The following is an 18,252-nucleotide window of genomic DNA, read 5'->3' on the forward strand; positions in this document are numbered from 1 at the left end:
TACCGACAGGGAGGAATAAAATGGTAGAAAAACGTTTCCAGCCGCTGGCACGCGACGCCATGGCCTACGTTCTTGCCGGGGGTCGAGGCAGCCGATTGAAGGAACTCACCGACCGCCGCGCGAAGCCGGCCGTCTACTTCGGCGGCAAGACCCGAATCATCGACTTCGCCCTGTCCAACGCACTCAACTCCGGTATCCGCCGCATCGGTGTCGCCACCCAGTACAAGGCGCACTCGCTGATCCGCCATATGCAGCGCGGCTGGAACTTCTTCCGGCCCGAGCGAAATGAAAGTTTCGATATCCTGCCGGCCTCGCAGCGCGTGTCGGAAACGCAGTGGTATGAAGGCACGGCCGACGCGGTCTACCAGAACATCGACATCATCGAGCCTTATGGCCCGGAATACATGGTCATCCTCGCCGGCGACCACATCTACAAGATGGACTATGAATGGATGCTGCAGCAGCACGTCGATTCTGGCGCTGATGTCACCATCGGCTGCCTCGAAGTGCCCCGCATGGAAGCCGTCGGCTTCGGCGTCATGCACGTCGACGAAAAAGACCAGATTATCGACTTTGTCGAGAAGCCCGCTGATCCGCCCGGCATCCCCGGCAATCCGGATTTCGCGCTGGCCTCGATGGGCATCTACGTCTTCCACACGAAGTTCCTGATCGAATGCCTGAAACGTGATGCCGCCGACCCCAACTCCAGCCGCGACTTCGGCAAGGACATCATTCCCTACATCGTCAAGAACGGCAAAGCCGTCGCGCACCGCTTCGCGCAATCCTGCGTCCGCTCTGATTTCGAGCGCGAGGCCTATTGGCGCGACGTCGGCACGATCGACGCCTACTGGCAGGCCAATATCGACCTGACCGCCGTGGTGCCGGAACTCGACATCTATGACAAGTCCTGGCCGATCTGGACCTATGCGGAAATCAGCCCGCCGGCCAAATTCGTCCATGACGACGAGGACCGCCGCGGTTCGGCTGTTTCCTCCGTTGTCGCCGGCGACTGCATCATTTCCGGCGCGAGCCTCTACAACAGCCTGCTGTTCACCGGCGTGCGCGCCAACTCCTACTCCAAGCTGGAGGGAGCCGTGGTGCTGCCGAGCGTCAAGGTCGGCCGCCGAGCGCAGCTCAAGAATGTCGTTATCGACCATGGCGTCACCATTCCGGAGGGCCTGATCGTCGGCGAGGATCCGGAACTGGACGCCAAGCGCTGGCGCCGCACGGAAAGTGGTATCTGCCTGATCACCCAGACGATGATCGACAAGCTGGATATCTGAGGCATGAAGGTCCTTTCGGTTGCATCCGAGGTTTTCCCCCTGATCAAGACGGGGGGCCTGGCCGATGTGGCCGGCGCCCTGCCCATTGCACTGAGACCCTATGGTGTCGAAACCAGGACCCTCATCCCGGGCTATCCCGCGGTGATGAAAGCCATTCGCAACCCAGTGGTTCGCCTTGAATTCACCGATCTGCTCGGCGAACAGGCGACCGTGCTGGAAGTCGAGCATGGCGGCATTTCCTTCCTCGTGCTCGATGCGCCGGCCTACTACAGCCGCACCGGCGGACCCTATGTCGATGCCACGGGAAGGGATTACCCTGACAACTGGCGGCGTTTCGCCGCCTTGTCGCTGGCCGGCGCGGAAATCGCCGCCGGCCGATTGCCCGGCTGGCAGCCGGATCTGGTGCATGCCCATGACTGGCAATCCGCCCTGGTGCCGGTCTACATGCGCTACTATCCGACGCCGGAACTGCCGAGTGTGCTCACGATCCACAACATTGCCTTTCAGGGTCAATTCGGCCCCGGCATCTTCCCCGGCCTGCGCTTGCCGGCGCACGCCTTTTCCATGGAGGGCGTCGAATATTACGGCGATGTCGGCTTCCTAAAGGGCGGCCTGCAGACGGCCCATGCGCTGACCACCGTCAGCCCGTCCTATGCCGAGGAAATCCTGACGCCGGAATTCGGCATGGGTCTCGAGGGCGTCATCGCCAGCAGGGCGAACAGCCTCCACGGCATCGTCAACGGCATCGACGACGACATCTGGAACCCTGCGACCGACGCGATGATCGCGCAGACCTATAGCGCCGCGACACTCAAGGACCGCGCTGTCAACCGCGAGCGCGTCATCGAATACTTCGGGCTTGACCACGATGATGGGCCGATCTTCTGCGTCGTCAGCCGCCTCACCTGGCAGAAAGGCATGGATCTTCTGGCCGGCGTCGCCAGCGAGATCGTTCACATGGGCGGCAAGCTCGCCATCCTGGGCGCCGGTGATGCAGCGTTGGAAGGCGCGTTGTTCGCCGCAGCCGGCCGCCATCGCGGCCGCGTCGGGGTTTCGGCCGGCTATAACGAGCCGATGTCGCATATCATGCAGGGCGGTTGCGACGCGATTATCATCCCCTCGCGTTTCGAACCCTGTGGCCTCACGCAGCTTTATGGCTTACGCTATGGCTGTCTGCCGATTGTCGCGCGTACGGGTGGGCTCAACGATACCATTATCGACGCCAACCACGCCGCGCTGCAGGCCAAAGTCGCGACCGGCATTCAGTTTTCGCCCGTCACTGCCGGAGGGCTGCTGCAAGCCATGCGCCGCGCCATGCACCTTTTCCAGGATCGAAAGGTCTGGACGCAGATGCAAAAGCAGGGCATGAAATCCGACGTATCCTGGGGCAGAAGCGCAGAACGCTACGCCGCTCTCTACTCCAGTCTTGTCTCGAGAGGCGCTTAACCCGATGATTAAAACCGTATCCACCACCCCCTACGCGGATCAAAAACCCGGCACCTCGGGCCTGCGAAAGAAGGTTCCCGAATTCCAGCGGCCGAATTACGCGGAAAACTTCATTCAATCGATTTTCGATTCGCTCGAAGGCTATCAGGGCAAGTGCCTGGTCATCGGCGGCGACGGCCGTTACTACAATCGCGACGTCATTCAGAAGGCCATCAAGATGGCCGCCGCAAACGGCTTCGGCAAAGTGATGGTCGGCAAGGGCGGCATCCTCTCGACGCCCGCTGCCTCGCACATCATCCGCAAGTACAAGGCGTTCGGCGGCATCATATTGTCGGCCAGCCACAATCCCGGTGGCCCGACCGAAGATTTCGGCATCAAGTACAATATCGGCAATGGCGGCCCGGCGCCGGAAAAGATCACGGACGCCATCTACGAGCGCTCCAAGGTCATCGACAGCTACAAGATATCGGATTTTCCGGACATCAATCTCGACCGCATCGCCCGCGAAGATATCGGCGGCATGATCGTTTCTGTCATCGACCCCGTCGAAGACTACGCTGCCCTGATGGAGGAGCTGTTCGATTTCGGCGCCATCCGCAACCTGATCAGCCTCGGCTTCCGCCTCTGCTTCGATGCGATGAGCGCGGTCACCGGGCCCTATGCCAAGGAGATCTTCGAGATCCGCCTCGGGGCGCCCGATGGATCGGTGCGCAACTTCCTGCCACTGCCCGACTTCGGCGGCCATCACCCTGACCCGAACCTCGTCCACTGCAAGGAGCTCTACGACGAGATGATGGGCGACGATGCGCCCGACTTCGGCGCGGCATCGGATGGCGACGGCGACCGTAACCTGATCATCGGCAAGGGCATCTACGTCACGCCGTCGGACAGTCTGGCGATCCTCGCGGCCAACGCCAACCTCGCGCCCGGTTATTCGCACGGCATCGCCGGTATCGCCCGCTCCATGCCGACCAGCGGTGCTGCCGACCGCGTCGCCGAAAAGCGCGGCATTGGCATGTACGAAACCCCGACCGGCTGGAAATTCTTCGGCAACCTGCTCGATGCCGGCATGGCGACGATCTGCGGCGAGGAAAGCTCGGGCACCGGCTCCAACCACGTTCGCGAAAAGGACGGCCTTTGGGCTGTGCTGCTCTGGCTCAACATTCTCGCCGTGCGCGGCGAAAGCGTCGTCGATATCGTCACGCAGCATTGGGCCACCTACGGCCGCAACTATTATTCCCGCCACGACTATGAAGGCGTCGACACCGATGCCGCCAACGGCCTGATTGCCGCGCTGCGCGAGAAGCTGCCGACCCTGCCGGGCACGAAGTATGGCGATCTCACTGTTTCCGCCGCCGACGACTTCGCCTATCACGATCCGGTCGATAAGTCCGTCAGCCAGCATCAGGGCATCCGCATCCTGTTCGAGGGCGGCTCCCGCGTCGTCTTCCGCCTGTCTGGCACCGGCACGACGGGCGCGACCCTGCGCGTCTACATCGAACGCTACGAGCCCGACCCGACCCGTCACAACATCGAGACGCAGGAAGCGCTCGCAGACCTCATCACCGCAGCCCAGGAAATCGCTGACATCAAGGGCCGCACCGGCCGCGACGCCCCGACTGTTATCACCTGAACCTACGGATTAAGCCCCTTCTCCCCACATTTGCGGGGAGAAGGTGGCCGGGAGCCGCCGAATGAAGTGAAGCGGCGACTGGTCGGATGAGGGGCCTTCTCAAAATTCGCCGCGACCGCAGAACTTGCCGGACGCTCTGCCCCTCACCCCAGCTCTCCCCGCAAGCAGGGAGAGGGAACCATCTCTAGCGATCCGGAAAGCCCGCCAGACATGTCAGAGCCGACAATCCGCTGCCTTGGCGCTACCCTCACCGAAACGGGCATTGAATTTGCCGTCTGGTCCAGACATGCCGAACGGATCGAATTTTGCCTGTTCGATGCCGAGGGCAAGACGGAAATCTCGCGCCTGCCATTGACCCGCGACGGCGACGAGCATCGCCTTTTCGTCAAGGGTGCCAAAGAGGGCATGCGCTATGGCCTGCGCGCCCATGGCACATACGATCCCGACCAAGGCTTGTGGTTCGATCCGTCCAAACTGCTGATCGATCCCTATGCCAAGGAGATCGACCGGCCGTTCCGATACGATCCGCGCCTCGGAACCTTCGGCGAAGACACGCAGGATCTCATGCCAAAGGCGATCGTCTCACGCGATGTCACTGTTGCCCCGTCCAAGCCGCTGTTTCAGCCGGGCGGCCTGATCTACGAGATCGCCGTCAAGCCGTTCACCATGCTGCATCCGGACGTGCCGGTGGAAAAGCGCGGCACGCTCGGCGCCCTCGCCCATCCCTCCATCATCGCCCATCTCAAGCGCCTCCAGGTGAACGCCATCGAGCTGATGCCGATCACCGCCTGGATCGACGAACGGCACCTGCCGCCGCTCGGTCTCACCAACGGCTGGGGCTACAATCCCGTCGCCTTCATGGCGCTCGACCCGCGTCTCGTGCCCGGCGGTATCACGGAGTTGCGCGAGACGGTCGCGGCCCTCCATGCCGAGGGGATCGCAGTCATCCTCGATCTCGTCTTCAACCACACGGGCGAAAGCGATCGCCAGGGGCCGACGCTATCGCTGCGCGGCCTCGACAACCCAACCTATTTCCGTCATCTGCCGGATCAGCCCGGCACGCTGGTCAACGACACAGGCACCGGCAATACCGTCGCCTGCGACCAGCCGGCGACGCGCAAGCTCATCATCGACAGCCTCCGCCATTTCGTCCAGCACGCCGGCATCGACGGTTTCCGCTTCGACCTTGCCACGGTGATCGGGCGCGGCACCAAGGGGTTCGATCCCGAAAGCATGACACTGCGCACCATGCTGGCGGATGAGGTGCTGCAGGATCGCATCCTCATCGCCGAACCCTGGGACATCGGTCCCGGCGGTTATCAGCTAGGGAATTTTCCAGCACCTTTTCTCGAATGGAACGACCGCGCCCGCGATGATCTCCGCCGCTTCTGGCGCGGTGACAGCAGGATCGGCGATCTGGCGACGATCCTTGCCGGCTCCTCCTCCATCTTCGGCCGCGACGGCCGCACGCAGACGCGCAGCGTCAACTTCCTCGCCGCCCATGACGGCTTCACGCTGATGGACCTCGTCTCCTATGCCGAAAAGCACAATGAAGCCAACGGCGAGAACAACCGCGACGGCCACAACGAGAATTTCTCCTGGAACAACGGCGCCGAAGGCAAGACGGACGACCAGACCATCCAGAACAAGCGCCGCGCCGACATCGAAGCGATGCTTTCGACGCTCTTTGCCACGCGCGGCACGATCATGCTGACGGCCGGCGACGAAGGCGGTCGCAGCCAGCAAGGCAACAACAATGCCTATTGCCAGGACAATGCCATCACCTGGATGGACTGGAACACGCTGGACGAGGAGCTGATCGGCCATACGGCGTGGCTTGCAGGCCTGCGCCGCCGCTTCAGCGCCTTCAGCGATATGGACTTCTTCAAGGGAGACGGCGACATCCTCTGGTTTTCCGCCGCGGGTACGCCGATGTCCGTGCCGGACTGGGATGCACCGGCAGCCGACGTGCTGGGCATGGCAATCGAGACGCAAGACCAAGAAGCCGGTCGGCCAGTGCGACTCGCCATCCTCCTCAATCGCGCAGCCGACGAACTCCACGCCACGCTGCCACCATCCGAAAAAGGCGATTGGTCGCTGTTGAGCCCGTCGGGTGAACCATCAGCCGGCGAGCAGATCACGATCCCCGCCCGCTCCGTCAGTTTCTTCGTCGAATTTTGACCCCGTTGCACTTTCTGTCCCAATTCGCCAGAAAGGGCCATTGACCCCTTAGACTGACGAGGATGGAATGCCCGGCGATATCTCGCTTGTTGAAATTATGAAACGTGTGGGAACGGAGATAGGCATCTCCGATTGGCTCGCGGTCGACCAGACCATGATCGATACCTTCGCCGACGCGACGCACGATCACCAGTTCATCCACGTCGATCCCGAGCGCGCCAAGGCGGAAACGTCCTATGGCGGTACCATCGCACATGGCTTCCTCACCCTGTCATTGCTGTCGGCAATGAACTACAGCGCCCTGCCCAAGATCCGCGAGCAGACCATGGGCATCAACTACGGCTTCGAGAAGATCCGTTTCATGTCGCCGGTCAAATGCGGCGCGCGCGTGCGCGGCCGTTTCGTGCTCGCCGAAACCCGGCTGCGCGGCGCCAATATGCTGATGCTGACCTATGATGTGACGGTCGAAATCGAGAACGAACGCAAGCCGGCCCTCACTGCGACATGGACAACCATATCGCAGTTCGATCCGAAAGATCGGCCGGAAGAAGCCTGACCAGCCGGGATGCGGAGCCATTAAAGGCTCGCATCCTCCGCCGCTTCGGCCAGAAGGCCGAAGGCATAGTCAGAGAAGGAGCGCCAGACCTCGACGCGGAACGTTTCCTCGTCGAGCCGCAGCAGCACGACTTCGACCTTGCCGAACAGCGTGCGCGAGCAGGCGCCGACCGGGAAAGCCTGCAGCGAAAGATCCTGCGGGCAGCCGCCCGAAAGCGTTGCTTCCGCGCCGGGGCCGGACACGATCACGGCGGTATTGCGATGCGAGACATCGACTGCCGAGTGCAGCACGCCGGCCGAGGCCGCAAGGCCGACCAGATCGGCGCCGTTCTCATCGATGACGAGCCATTCGTCCGGGCCAAGCCAAAGGGCATGACCCCCGTTGGCGCTGGCAGAAGTCTTCGGCCGGTTCGGCATTTGCAGGCCGAGCGCCTGCGAAAGGTCGCCGATGGAATCGCTCGGCGCGCGCAGCGAAATGCGGCTTGCGGGCGCGGCAGGCGTCAGCCTGACGGTGGCGGAACCGCCGTGGCGGCCGGCGAGCGGCAGTTTACGGGTTGCAAGATCAACCATTGATCCGGCCTCCTTCCTTGTCAAAGAACACCAGATCCGTCACCTCGACTGATATCGTCTTGTCGGGCATCGGCACATAGAGCGTCTTGCCCAGGCGATCGCGGCCGCCGGCGACCAAAGCGAAGGCGATGGAGCGGCCGAGATTTTCCGACCAGTAGGCTGAAGTGACATGTCCGAGCATGGTCATCGGCTTCTGCTCATTGGGATCGGCGACAATCTGCGCGCCTTCCTCCAGCACCACCTTCGGATCGCGAGTGACGAGGCCGACGAGCTGCTTGCGGCCGTCCTTGATGAGATCAGGCCGCTTCAGGCCGCGGATGCCGACGAAATCCGTCTTCTTCTTGGAGACGGCCCATGAGAGACCGGCATCGTCTGGCGTCACCGTGCCGTCGGTATCCTGACCGACGATGATATAGCCCTTTTCGGCGCGCAGTATGTGCATGGTCTCGGTGCCATAGGCGCAGGCGCCCAGCGGCTCGGCCCGCGCCCAGACGGCTTCGAGAACCGACTGGCCGTAATCGGCCGGCACGTTGATTTCATAGCCGACCTCACCGGTAAACGAGACGCGGAACAGCCGCGCCGGCACGCCGCACACCTTGCACTCGGCCACGCTCATATGCGGGAAGGCCTCGTTGGAAAGATCGAGCCCCTCGACCAGCGGCTCGATGATCTCGCGCGCCTTCGGTCCTTGCACGGCAATGACAGCCCATTGTTCGGTCGTCGACGTCAGCCAGACTTTCAGATGCGGGAATTCCGTCTGGAGATAGTCTTCCATGTGATGCAGCACACGCGGTGCGCCGCCGGTTGTGGTGGTCACGTGGAAGCGGTCGTCTGCCAGACGTCCGACGACGCCGTCGTCATAGACGAAACCGTCCTCGCGCAGCATGATGCCGTAGCGGCAGCGGCCGGGCTTCAGCGTGTCCCAGGCGTTGGTGTAGATCAGGTTCAGGAACTCCGCCGCATCCGGCCCGACCACCTCTATCTTGCCGAGCGTCGAGGCATCGAACACGCCCGCCACCTCGCGCGCCGTGCGGCATTCGCGGTCGACGGCCTGATGCATGGTTTCTCCGGCGCGCGGATAGAACCACGCGCGCTTCCAGTTGCCGACATCCTCGAAGATGGCGCCATGCACCTCTTCCCAGGCATGCATCGGCGTCTTGCGGGCGGGATCGAAGAGCGACCCGCGCGAATGGCTGATCAGCGTGCCGTAAGTAACCGGCGTATAGGGAGCGCGGAAGGTGGTGAGACCCACCTGCGGAATATCCTTGCCAAGCATTTCGGCGGCGATCGCCAGCCCGTGCATGTTGGAAAGCTTGCCCTGGTCGGACGCCATGCCATTCGTCGTGAAGCGCTTGATATGCTCGATGGAATGCATGCCCTCGCGCACGGCAAGGCGGATATCCTTGGCGCAGACGTCGTGCTGGAAATCGACGAAGGCCTTGGCATTGGTGTCCGGTCCTGCGCCCTCGGCAGCGCCGATCATGCCACCGGTCCATTCGAAAGCCTGCTCCGCCTGGAGCTGGATCTTTTCCCCGCCACTTGCTCCGGCTGCGCGCGCCATGAGCTCGCCGGCGGCAAGTGATTCCTCGATTGCCGCCTGCAGCCCGTCGGTGCCGTTGCATGCGCCGACGGAAAGACAATCCTGGACATAGGTGCCCGGCAGGAAACGCTGCTTCTCCGCATCGAACTTCAGCTTGCCGCGCGATTGCGAGAACAGATGCACCGACGGCGTCCAGCCGGCCGAAACCAGCAGCGCATCCACGGCGATCTTGCGAGAGCTGGAGCTGCCATTGCGCGCAACGGTCATGGACGAGACCCGCAGCTTGCCGGCCGTATCGACAACAGCATAATCAGCCATGACCTCGATGCCGAGCCGCTTTGCCTCGGCAACGACTGCCTCGCCCGGCCGCACCCGGCTGTCGACGATGGCAACGACTGAGACACCGGCGCGCTTGAGATCGAAAGCGGCTTCGTAGGCCGAATCATGCGCGGTATAGACGCCGATCTTGGCACCGACGGCGACGCCATAATGGTTGAGAAAGGCGCGCGCGGCCGATGCCAGCATGATGCCCGGCCGGTCGTTGTTCGGGAACACCATGTGGCGTTCGATCGCGCCCGTCGCCAGGACGACGCGCTTGGCGCGGACCTGCCACAGGCGCTCGCGCGGCAGGTTGCGGCCCGGCTTCGCCAGATGATCGGTCACCCGCTCGGCAAGCCCGAAGAAATTGTGATTGTAGTAGCCGAAGGCCGTCGTGCGGGTCAGCACCTCGACATTCGGCATCGCCTTCAGCCTGGCAACAATCTCCTGCGCCCAGGCATAGCCCTCGACGCCGTCGATCTTGACGCCGGTATCGAAGCGCAGCGCGCCGCCCGCTTCCGCCTGCTCGTCGCAGAGAATGACCTTCGCGCCGGCTTCGGCAGCGGCCAATGCCGCTGAGAGGCCGGAAATGCCGGCGCCGACGACCAGCACGTCGCAATGGGCATAGCGGCTGGCATAGTGATCCGGATCCTCTTCCGTCGGCGCGACGCCAAGGCCGGCGGCGCGACGGATGAAGGGCTCGTAAATGTGCTTCCAGGCCGCCTTCGGCCACATGAAGGTCTTGTAGTAGAAGCCAGCGGCAAAGAAGGGCGACATCAAATTGTTGACGCCGCCGATATCGAAGGCGAGCGATGGCCAACGGTTCTGCGACTGCGCCTTCATGCCGTCGAACACCTCCTGCACGCTGGCGCGGACGTTCGGCTGGCGCCGGGCCGCATCGCGGGAGATGTCGAGCAGCGCATTCGGCTCCTCGGCTCCAGCCGACAGGATGCCGCGCGGGCGATGATACTTGAACGAGCGACCGACGAGATGAACGCCATTGGCAAGCAGGGCGGAGGCGACGGTGTCGCCTTCGAGCGCCGTGTAGCTTTTGCCGTCAAAGGTGAAGCGGGCGGTTCTGGCGGGCGTCAGACGCCCCTTGCCCGCAATACGATTGGCGCCGCTCATTCAGCAAATCCCTCTTTTTGTGCCGTCTGTTCTTGTTCGCTCTGGCTCGGGGCTATCGGCTCGGATGCGCCCGGCAGCAGCGTTGAAGGATCCGGCTTCGGCTCGCCGGCCTTGTAGGTGCGGTAGAAATGGTCGCTCACCGTGTCGCGCGCCGCGTTGAAGAAGCGGCCGCAGCCATGGATATGCCGCCAGCGTTCGAAGATCAGGCCCTTCGGATTGTCGCGCAGGAAGAAATATTCCTCGAATTCCTCGTCAGAGATTCCGGCGATATTGGCCGGCCGCACGATATGCGCGTCGCCGGCGTTGCGGAATTCGAGTTCCGAACGCTCTTCCTCGCAATAGGGGCAGTAAATCAGCAGCATCGTTTTCTACCTGTGTTAAAGCTCGGAGCCGGAAAGGCTTGTACCGGGTGGCTGCGCGCAAAGCTGCCGTCCCATGGTGACGAAAGGTGTTATGCGCTTCAGCAGCGCCTCCAGCGACCCGTAGGGTTTCAGCACGTTGGTCATCCCCAGATTGATCAGACTCATGCCCAGCAGATCCGTGTCGACTTCGAAAGCCCTCGTGGCCGCCAGCGTCTGTTCCGGCACGAAATAAACGGCCGGCTTGTTCAGCACCTTGACGCAGGCAAGCACGCCGCTTTCGGCCACGAACGGCCAATCCGCTTCGTCCTGTGCCTTGTGGATCACCTGCATGCGAACATCCCCGGCCCCCGGAAAGAGATCGCTGACCTTGGTCACGATCGTCCCTGCCGGAAGCGAAAATCCCGCCGCAAGAACGATCCCGACCGCCGCCAGCATCAATGCGCCACGGCAGCCGCTGCCGCCTCGTCGATCAATCGGCCAGTGCGGAAACGATCCAGATTAAGCCCGGCATTGAATTTGTGCGGCTCGTCGCGGGCAATCAGATGCGCAAACAGATTGGCCGAACCCGGCGTTGCCTTGAAGCCGCCCGTGCCCCAGCCGCAGTTGACATAGAGCCCCGGCACCGGTGTCTTCGACTGGATCGCGGACCGATCCGGCGTGTTGTCGACAATGCCGCCCCAGGAGCGCATCATCTTCACGCGCCGGAACATCGGGAAGAGTTCGCAGATCGCATCCAGCGTGTGGGTGATGATCTGCAGGCCGCCGGTCTGGCTGTAGGAATTATACTGATCCGTGCCGGCGCCGATAACGAGCTCGCCCTTGTCGGACTGCGAGATATAGGCATGCACCGTGTTCGACATGACGACGCAGGGGAAGATCGGCTTCAGCGGCTCGGAGACCAGCGCCTGCAATGGGCTCGACTGCAGCGGCACACGCACGCCCGCCATCTGCATGACAACGGTGGTATGACCGGCTGCGGAAACGCCGATCTTCTTGGCACCGATGAAGCCCTTGCTCGTGTCGACACCGGTCACGCGGCCGTCCGACCCGCGGCGGATGCCGGTCACTTCGCAATTCTGGATGATATGCACGCCGCGATCCGACGCCGCGCGGGCAAAACCCCAGGCGACCGCATCGTGCCGCGCCGTGCCGCCGCGACGCTGCAGGGCGGCGCCATTGATGGGGTAACGCGCGGTGCTGGAAATATCGAGCGGCGGACAAAAGGCCTTGGCCTGCTCCGGCGTCAGCCATTCATTGTCGATGCCGTAGAGGCGGTTGGCGTGGATATGCCGTTTGAACGATTGCTGGTCGTGCACATTGTGCGACAGCATCATCACGCCGCGGGGCGAATACATGACGTTGTAATTGAGATCCTGAGACAGCCCTTCCCAGAGCTTCATCGAATGCTCGTAGATGTGCATGCTCTCTTCATAGAGATAGTTCGAGCGGATGATCGTGGTGTTGCGGCCGGTATTGCCGCCGCCGAGCCAGCCCTTCTCGATAACGGCGACATTGGTGATGCCGTGCTCCTTGGCGAGATAATAGGCCGCGCCCAGGCCATGACCGCCGGCGCCGATGATGACGACATCATACTCCTTGCGCGGCTCCGGCGAGGTCCATTGAGCCTCCCAGCCCTTGTGAGCCCGCATCGCTTCCCTTGCCACGGCAAAAACCGAGTATTTACGCATTCGCCCTCAACTCCTTCAGGCATGACGCCCTTTTATGGGTCATACAGATCGCAAATCAAAAACCGACACAACGGCTCTTTTGCGACGCATTCAGGACCGGCTTTCGACACGGTGAAAAAGAATGGGCGAACGCAACGTCAAACCATCTGTGGAGTCTGTGCCGATGTGGCCGAATTCATGTCCGCTTGAAGAACAAACCACATTGTTGCGTCACGGGTAAAAAGAAGACACGCGGCAAGCAAATAAAAGGAAGTCATCAAAATTAGCAAAGCAAATTCGAAAACCGTTCCCTCTGCGTGACCCTTAATAGCGAGTACTCCGAAGCCGAAACCAATCAAAAACATCATAGCGAATTGCCCGCAAAGTGTCATCCAGCGCGCCCAGTTCACCAGTTATGGACAACCAGCCAAACCCAGAAGATTTGGATGCAAAGAATCGCAATTTGTAAAATCGTGAAAGCCAATGGTGCTTCAGCAAAACGACTGGCCGTCCGATCCCAGTTCACCACCTGATTTATCAAAACAACCGCCACCCCAGCATATGTGAGGCGTTCGTAATATCGAACGCTCGTTGGCATGGTCTTATCGCTCATAATTCCCAGCTCCATCCTACTTGCGCTGTAGGTGACAAACCTTCACCCGGCCACCACGGCCGTCGCTGCGCCAGATGCATCCTTCCTTGCGCGGCTTATGGTTGTAAAGGTAGATTCTCGCGCGATGCTTGCTATCGAAGGTCTGGTTCGAAAAATCATGACCGCCGACGCGGACGTTCTTACCAAAACGCACCTCACCGGCTGCGGCAGGCGCAAGCATTGCAGCAAGAACGACCAAAGCAACCATGGGCATTGCAAGCAGCCTCCCGGCAGCAACGAGGCCGAGTGATTCCATAAAGTGATTCCTCCTCTCGCATCGGACGACTGAACGGACGCGCGAATGGTTGTGATACAGAACCTTCGCACCGGCATGTCAGCGGTCGCTAAACATCGAAAACCAAGTCCGCACCCTATACGGCGAAGGTACCAATAGCCCAATTCAGGGCTCGACAAGCCGCTTTTTACCCGGCAAACTCACGATCTGGCTAGACTTTGACAAACCGATCTGCTATCTCGCCTAACCAATCGCAAGGCTACGGCTGCGCGAACGTTATATTTTTGCCTCCTGGCGCCGCCGTCGCCGCTGGCATTAACCAAACCAAAGGAACGTGATTCTCGTGCAGGTACTTGTCCGCGATAACAATGTCGACCAGGCTCTCCGCGCTCTCAAGAAGAAGATGCAGCGCGAAGGCATTTTCCGCGAAATGAAGATGCGCGACTACTACGAAAAGCCGTCGCAGAAGCGTGCTCGTGAGAAGGCTGAAGCTGTTCGTCGTGTTCGCAAGCTGGCACGCAAGCGCGCGCAGCGTGAAGGCTTGGTCGCACGCTAATCGTCGTCTTTTCGACGTTTTCAGATGTATGTGTGGCGGGGGCGAGTCGTTCGCCGCCGCCTTTTTGATTTATTCTGCGTACAAATCGGATTAGATCAGAACAGCCTGATATGACGCATGGGAAAGCGAACCCGATAATGGCAATCACGACTACCGAACGGCTCCGTACTTCGAACCTGCTCTTTTTTGTTTCGAAGCGCGCCGCCGCACTGCCAGCTTTGGCGATTCTTGCCGCAATCAGCCTATCCGGCTGCCAGACTGCTTCCACCGATAACGTGATCCGCATCGACAAGGCGCAGGGCTCCTCGGAGAATATCGCTTCGCTGACCTCGGTCATCAATGCCAATCCACAGGATCCGGAAGGCTACAATGTTCGCGGTACGGCCTACGGCCGCGGCGGAGATTTCAGCCGCGCGCTTGCGGACTTCAATCAGGCGATACAGCTCAATCCGAAGTTCTATCAGGCCTATGCCAACCGCGCGCTTATCTACCGCAACATGGGCAAGCTGCCGGAAGCGGTCGCGGACTACAATGCCGCGCTGCAGATCAATTCCAACTACGACGTCGCCTATATCGGCCGGGGCAATCTCTATCGCCAGTCAGGTCGCGACGACGACGCGTTCAACGACTATTCCAAGGCGATCAGCTTGGGAACGACGGATGGCCGTGCCTTCAACGGCCGCGGCGTGATCTATCAGAAGCGCAATCAGCAGGATAAGGCGATCGACGATTTCTCCAAGGCGATCTCGCTTTCACCGAACTCGCCCGAGCCCTACAACAGCCGCGGCATTTCCTATCTTGCACAGAACGACGACGACAACGCCTTCGCCGACTTCAACCATGCGATCGATCTTGACAACAAGGTCGCCCAATCCTGGGCGAACCAGGCCTTCGTCTACGAGCGCAAAGGCGACAAGGCGAAAGCCCGCCGTTCCTACCAGCATGCCGTCAACCTTGATCCAAACTACCAGCCGGCCAGAGATGGCTTGGCGCGCGTGGGCGCCGGCTCCTGACATAGCCGCATAGCAATGAGACGTTGAGCCGCCGACGACCCTTCGTCCGGCGGCTTTTCTTTGCGTCATCGAACGCCTAGTCTCGAATATCTCCCCATCCAAACGAGACCACGACATGCCCTCCCCCCAGAAAATCATCGTTATCGGCGCTGGAATTATCGGCGCCTCCATCGCCTGGCATCTCCAGCGCAAGGGTGCGTCCGTCACGACAATCGCGCAAAAGATTGGCGGCGAGGCAACACCGAATTCCTTCGCCTGGATCAATGCCAGCTGGGGCAATCCCGAGTTCTATTTTCATTTCCGTCACCGCTCGATGGCCGAATGGTCGCGGCTTGCGGCGGATCTGCCCGGTCTGCCACTGTCCTGGTGTGGCGGATTGTGCTGGGATATGCCGGAGGCCGCACTGGATGCCTATGCCGCGCAACATCATGGTTGGGGCTATGGCATACAGCCGGTCAATCGTGCGACGAGCGTCATGATCGAGCCGAACCTCGCCACCCCACCCGACTATGCGTTGCATATCGCCGAGGAAGGCGCCGTCGAGCCCGTTGCTGCAGCCGAGCTGCTGCTGCAGGACGCCGGTCGTCATGGCGCCGGGCTTCTGCACGGTGTCGAGGTGACAAGTCTATTGACTGAGAACGGCAGGATCGCCGGCGTCGAGACAAATGAAGGGCCGATGCACGCCGATCATGTCGTTCTTGCCGCCGGCGCCGGCACGGCAGCAATTGCCGCATCGGCCGGCATTCATGTGCCGCTCGAAACGCCGCCTGGTCTGATCGTTCATTCCCGCCCCACGCCGAAACTGCTGAACGGCCTGGTGATGGCTCCGGAACTTCACATGCGCCAGACGATGGAAGGCCGGATTATTGCCGGCGGTGATTTCGGCGGCACCGCTCCCGGCGACAATCCACAGAAAGCCGCAGGCGAGCTTTTCGCCAAGGTGAAGGCGGCATTGAAGGGAGGCGATGCGTTGGAACTCGATTTCCATACCATCGGCTATCGTCCGACACCGAAAGACGGCCTGCCCATCCTCGGCGGTGTCGACGCCAGGCCAGGGCTCTATCTTGCGGTCCTTCATTCCGGCGTCACGCTCGCGCCGCTCGTCGGGCTGCTGGCAGCGGAGGAAATCCTCGATGGCAAGGAGGTTACGGAACTCTCCCCTTTCCGACTATCGCGCTTCGCCTAAGGCGGACGATGGGGCGCGGACGCGCAACCACAACGATGCATCACCGCCCCGTAAACGCCCGGGATTATTTACGATTTCACGGCAATGAATTTTCAGATGTTGCAAGGCAATTTGCCGAGCCCTAACATGGGTGCCCTGAGAGTATGTAGCTCAGGGTCTAGGCATGGGGGCGCTTGGCATGATGACCGGAACCGTTATTCTTGCTTCCGCAAGCGCTCCCGATCGTCATCGAGGTACGATCGGTTGATCGCACCATGAGGAAGCTGCATTTCCCGAAGGCGTCGATTGGGGCTTATCTGATCGCCATCGCACTGGCGATTGCCTTGCCCATTCTCGCCTTCGTCGCGCTGCTTTTGGTCCAGCTCGAAAACAATGAACGCGATGCATTGAAAGGCGACACCGTTCAGGACGCCCAGTCTTTGGCCCGCGTGATCGATCGGCAACTGCAGGATATGGCGACGACCCTGCGGCTGCTCTCCTCTTCGCCTGAGTTGGAGCACAACGATATCGAGACCTTTTTCACCCGGACGGAGACGGTGTTGCGCACCGATGCGCTTTTCGTCCTGCTCCTGGAAAAGGATGGCCAACTTCGGTTGAACACACGCTGGCCGCTCGGCAAGCCGCTTGGCAAGACGGGCAACATCGCCGCGCTGCAATCGGCGCTGGACTCCGGACGCATCGAGGCGTCCGATGTCTTCGTAGGCCCGAACGCCCGTCGATGGGTCTATAACGTCACCCTCCCGCTCGATCATTCGCCGGCCGGCGCCGCATTGGCGATAACCCAGGATGCGGATCAGCTCGCCAAGCTCATCACGACGGAAGCGCTCCCCCCGGGCTGGTCGGCCGCGGTCCTGGACAAATCCGGCCATGTCGTCGCCGCCGGCGGCCCGACGATCCTTTCCCCCGGCGATACATTCAACAAGGATATTCTGCCCAAATTGATCGCTTCCAGCGGCGTCTATCAGGATGACAAGGTCCTGCCGCACTCGCTGCTCGGCTATGCGCAGATCTCCGGCTGGTCATGGAAAGCGGTCGTGTGGGGGCCTGTCATCTCGGCACAGGCATCGCTGATGAGCACATGGCGTTTCCTGATTTATGGCGGCGTCACATTGCTGCTGGTCGCGCTGATCGCCGTCTATGCCCTGGCGCGCCAGGTACGCATAACCATACAGAGCATCGCCGACATGGCGGATCGCATGGGCCGGGGCGAGATCGTGTCGCCGATCGACAGCAGTGTCGTCGAGGCCAATCAGGTGGCCGTCGCGCTTTCCAACGCGTCCTTCGACCGCAGCGTCACCGAGGACCGGCTGCATTTCGTCATGCACGAGCTCGTCCACCGCACCAAGAACCTGCTGGCGCTCGCCCAGGCGATGACCCGCCAGCTCGCACGCCAGACGGATAGCGTCGATACCTTCCAGCGCGCGGTCGCCGACCGGCTGGAAGGATTGGCGCGCTCGATAGAGGTCCTGACCAGCGAGCAATGGTCCGGCGTCTCGCTGCGCCGCGTGATCGACATCCATCTGGCGACCTTCCTGCAAGGGCCGCAACAGCTCGACGTAAAAGGCAACGATTTCCTGTTGAAGCCCGAAGCGGTGCAGAATCTCGGCTTGATCCTGCACGAGCTGGCAACGAATTCGGTAAAATACGGAGCGCTCTCGGCCCCCGAGGGCAAGATTGCCATCGAATGGACGAACGAGCCAGGTGAGACCGGACCGATGATCCGGTTCGTCTGGACTGAAAGCGACGGCCCGCCGGTCAAACCACCGACCGAGACCGGCTTCGGCACGACGGTCACGAAAGCCCATGCCGCCGCATCCTTCAGCGGTCATGTCGAGATCGATTTCCGGCCCGCTGGCCTCGTATGGATACTCACCGCCCCGCGCGCCACGATGGAGCGCAAGCGAACATAGAACGGGTCACGATCGGG

The 18,252-nt window shown here is 61.4% G+C and carries 16 protein-coding genes; 9 read left to right on the forward strand and 7 right to left on the reverse strand.

Features of this window, described 5'->3' with window-relative positions; all coding sequences use genetic code 11:
• Positions 1–20 precede the first annotated feature (20 nt).
• From glgC to GA0061101_RS08540, 5 genes are all read left to right on the forward strand, one after another.
• Positions 21–1,283, forward strand: coding sequence for a glucose-1-phosphate adenylyltransferase (gene glgC, locus GA0061101_RS08520; protein ID WP_034503413.1), 1,263 nt, complete (start codon positions 21–23; stop codon positions 1,281–1,283).
• Positions 1,284–1,286: 3 nt separating this feature from the next.
• Positions 1,287–2,729: a glycogen synthase GlgA gene (gene glgA / locus GA0061101_RS08525; protein WP_047555316.1), complete on the forward strand. Its 1,443-nt coding sequence runs from the start codon at positions 1,287–1,289 to the stop codon at positions 2,727–2,729.
• Positions 2,730–2,733: 4 nt separating this feature from the next.
• A complete protein-coding gene (locus GA0061101_RS08530; RefSeq protein ID WP_047555315.1) occupies positions 2,734–4,362 on the forward strand; it encodes an alpha-D-glucose phosphate-specific phosphoglucomutase in 1,629 nt (542 codons plus the stop codon).
• 210 nt (positions 4,363–4,572) lie between these two features.
• The gene (gene glgX, locus GA0061101_RS08535) at positions 4,573–6,543 is read left to right on the forward strand and encodes a glycogen debranching protein GlgX (protein ID WP_092573464.1); all 1,971 of its coding nucleotides are present in this window, start codon (positions 4,573–4,575) and stop codon (positions 6,541–6,543) included.
• A gap of 67 nt (positions 6,544–6,610) precedes the next feature.
• Positions 6,611–7,099 (forward strand): MaoC family dehydratase, encoded by a 489-nt coding sequence (locus GA0061101_RS08540; RefSeq protein WP_092573465.1) that lies wholly within the window; start codon positions 6,611–6,613, stop codon positions 7,097–7,099.
• A 20-nt stretch (positions 7,100–7,119) separates the two neighbouring features.
• Here GA0061101_RS08540 and GA0061101_RS08545 read toward each other — a convergent pair whose 3' ends face one another.
• The 7 genes from GA0061101_RS08545 to GA0061101_RS08580 form a co-directional block, all read right to left on the reverse strand.
• The gene (locus GA0061101_RS08545; protein WP_092573466.1) at positions 7,120–7,668 is read right to left on the reverse strand and encodes a sarcosine oxidase subunit gamma; all 549 of its coding nucleotides are present in this window, start codon (positions 7,666–7,668) and stop codon (positions 7,120–7,122) included.
• Positions 7,661–10,654, reverse strand: a complete 2,994-nt coding sequence (locus GA0061101_RS08550) for a sarcosine oxidase subunit alpha (RefSeq protein ID WP_092573467.1) — start codon at positions 10,652–10,654, stop codon at positions 7,661–7,663. Before GA0061101_RS08550 ends, GA0061101_RS08545 begins: the two co-directional genes overlap by 8 nt.
• Positions 10,651–11,016: a sarcosine oxidase subunit delta gene (locus tag GA0061101_RS08555; protein ID WP_037196347.1), complete on the reverse strand. Its 366-nt coding sequence runs from the start codon at positions 11,014–11,016 to the stop codon at positions 10,651–10,653. The genes GA0061101_RS08550 and GA0061101_RS08555 overlap by 4 nt, the downstream gene beginning before the upstream one ends.
• 15 nt (positions 11,017–11,031) lie before the next feature.
• Positions 11,032–11,451, reverse strand: a complete 420-nt coding sequence (locus GA0061101_RS08560) for a hypothetical protein (protein ID WP_092573468.1) — start codon at positions 11,449–11,451, stop codon at positions 11,032–11,034.
• A complete protein-coding gene (locus tag GA0061101_RS08565) occupies positions 11,451–12,704 on the reverse strand; it encodes a sarcosine oxidase subunit beta family protein (protein ID WP_092573469.1) in 1,254 nt (417 codons plus the stop codon). Before GA0061101_RS08565 ends, GA0061101_RS08560 begins: the two co-directional genes overlap by 1 nt.
• Before the next feature lie 385 nt (positions 12,705–13,089).
• Positions 13,090–13,296, reverse strand: coding sequence for a hypothetical protein (locus tag GA0061101_RS08575; RefSeq protein ID WP_141694056.1), 207 nt, complete (start codon positions 13,294–13,296; stop codon positions 13,090–13,092).
• Between the two features lie 16 nt (positions 13,297–13,312).
• Positions 13,313–13,591, reverse strand: a complete 279-nt coding sequence (locus GA0061101_RS08580) for a hypothetical protein (protein ID WP_047555308.1) — start codon at positions 13,589–13,591, stop codon at positions 13,313–13,315.
• A 322-nt stretch (positions 13,592–13,913) separates the two neighbouring features.
• Here GA0061101_RS08580 and rpsU point away from each other — a divergent pair, with 322 nt between their 5' ends.
• The 4 genes from rpsU to GA0061101_RS08600 all read left to right on the forward strand — a co-directional run bounded on the left by rpsU (position 13,914) and on the right by GA0061101_RS08600 (position 18,235).
• Positions 13,914–14,126, forward strand: coding sequence for a 30S ribosomal protein S21 (rpsU, locus tag GA0061101_RS08585; RefSeq protein ID WP_003585885.1), 213 nt, complete (start codon positions 13,914–13,916; stop codon positions 14,124–14,126).
• Between the two features lie 137 nt (positions 14,127–14,263).
• Entirely contained in the window at positions 14,264–15,139 is an 876-nt protein-coding gene (locus GA0061101_RS08590; RefSeq protein ID WP_037196343.1) for a tetratricopeptide repeat protein, read from the forward strand.
• 115 nt (positions 15,140–15,254) lie between these two features.
• Positions 15,255–16,325, forward strand: a complete 1,071-nt coding sequence (locus tag GA0061101_RS08595; RefSeq protein WP_037196342.1) for an NAD(P)/FAD-dependent oxidoreductase — start codon at positions 15,255–15,257, stop codon at positions 16,323–16,325.
• 254 nt (positions 16,326–16,579) lie between these two features.
• Positions 16,580–18,235 carry a sensor histidine kinase gene (locus GA0061101_RS08600; protein WP_037196585.1) on the forward strand — a complete coding sequence of 552 codons (1,656 nt, stop codon included), beginning with the start codon at positions 16,580–16,582 and terminating at the stop codon, positions 18,233–18,235.
• Positions 18,236–18,252: the final 17 nt, after the last annotated feature.

The organism is Martinezella lusitana (assembly GCF_900094565.1).
GTDB lineage: Bacteria > Pseudomonadota > Alphaproteobacteria > Rhizobiales > Rhizobiaceae > Rhizobium > Rhizobium lusitanum.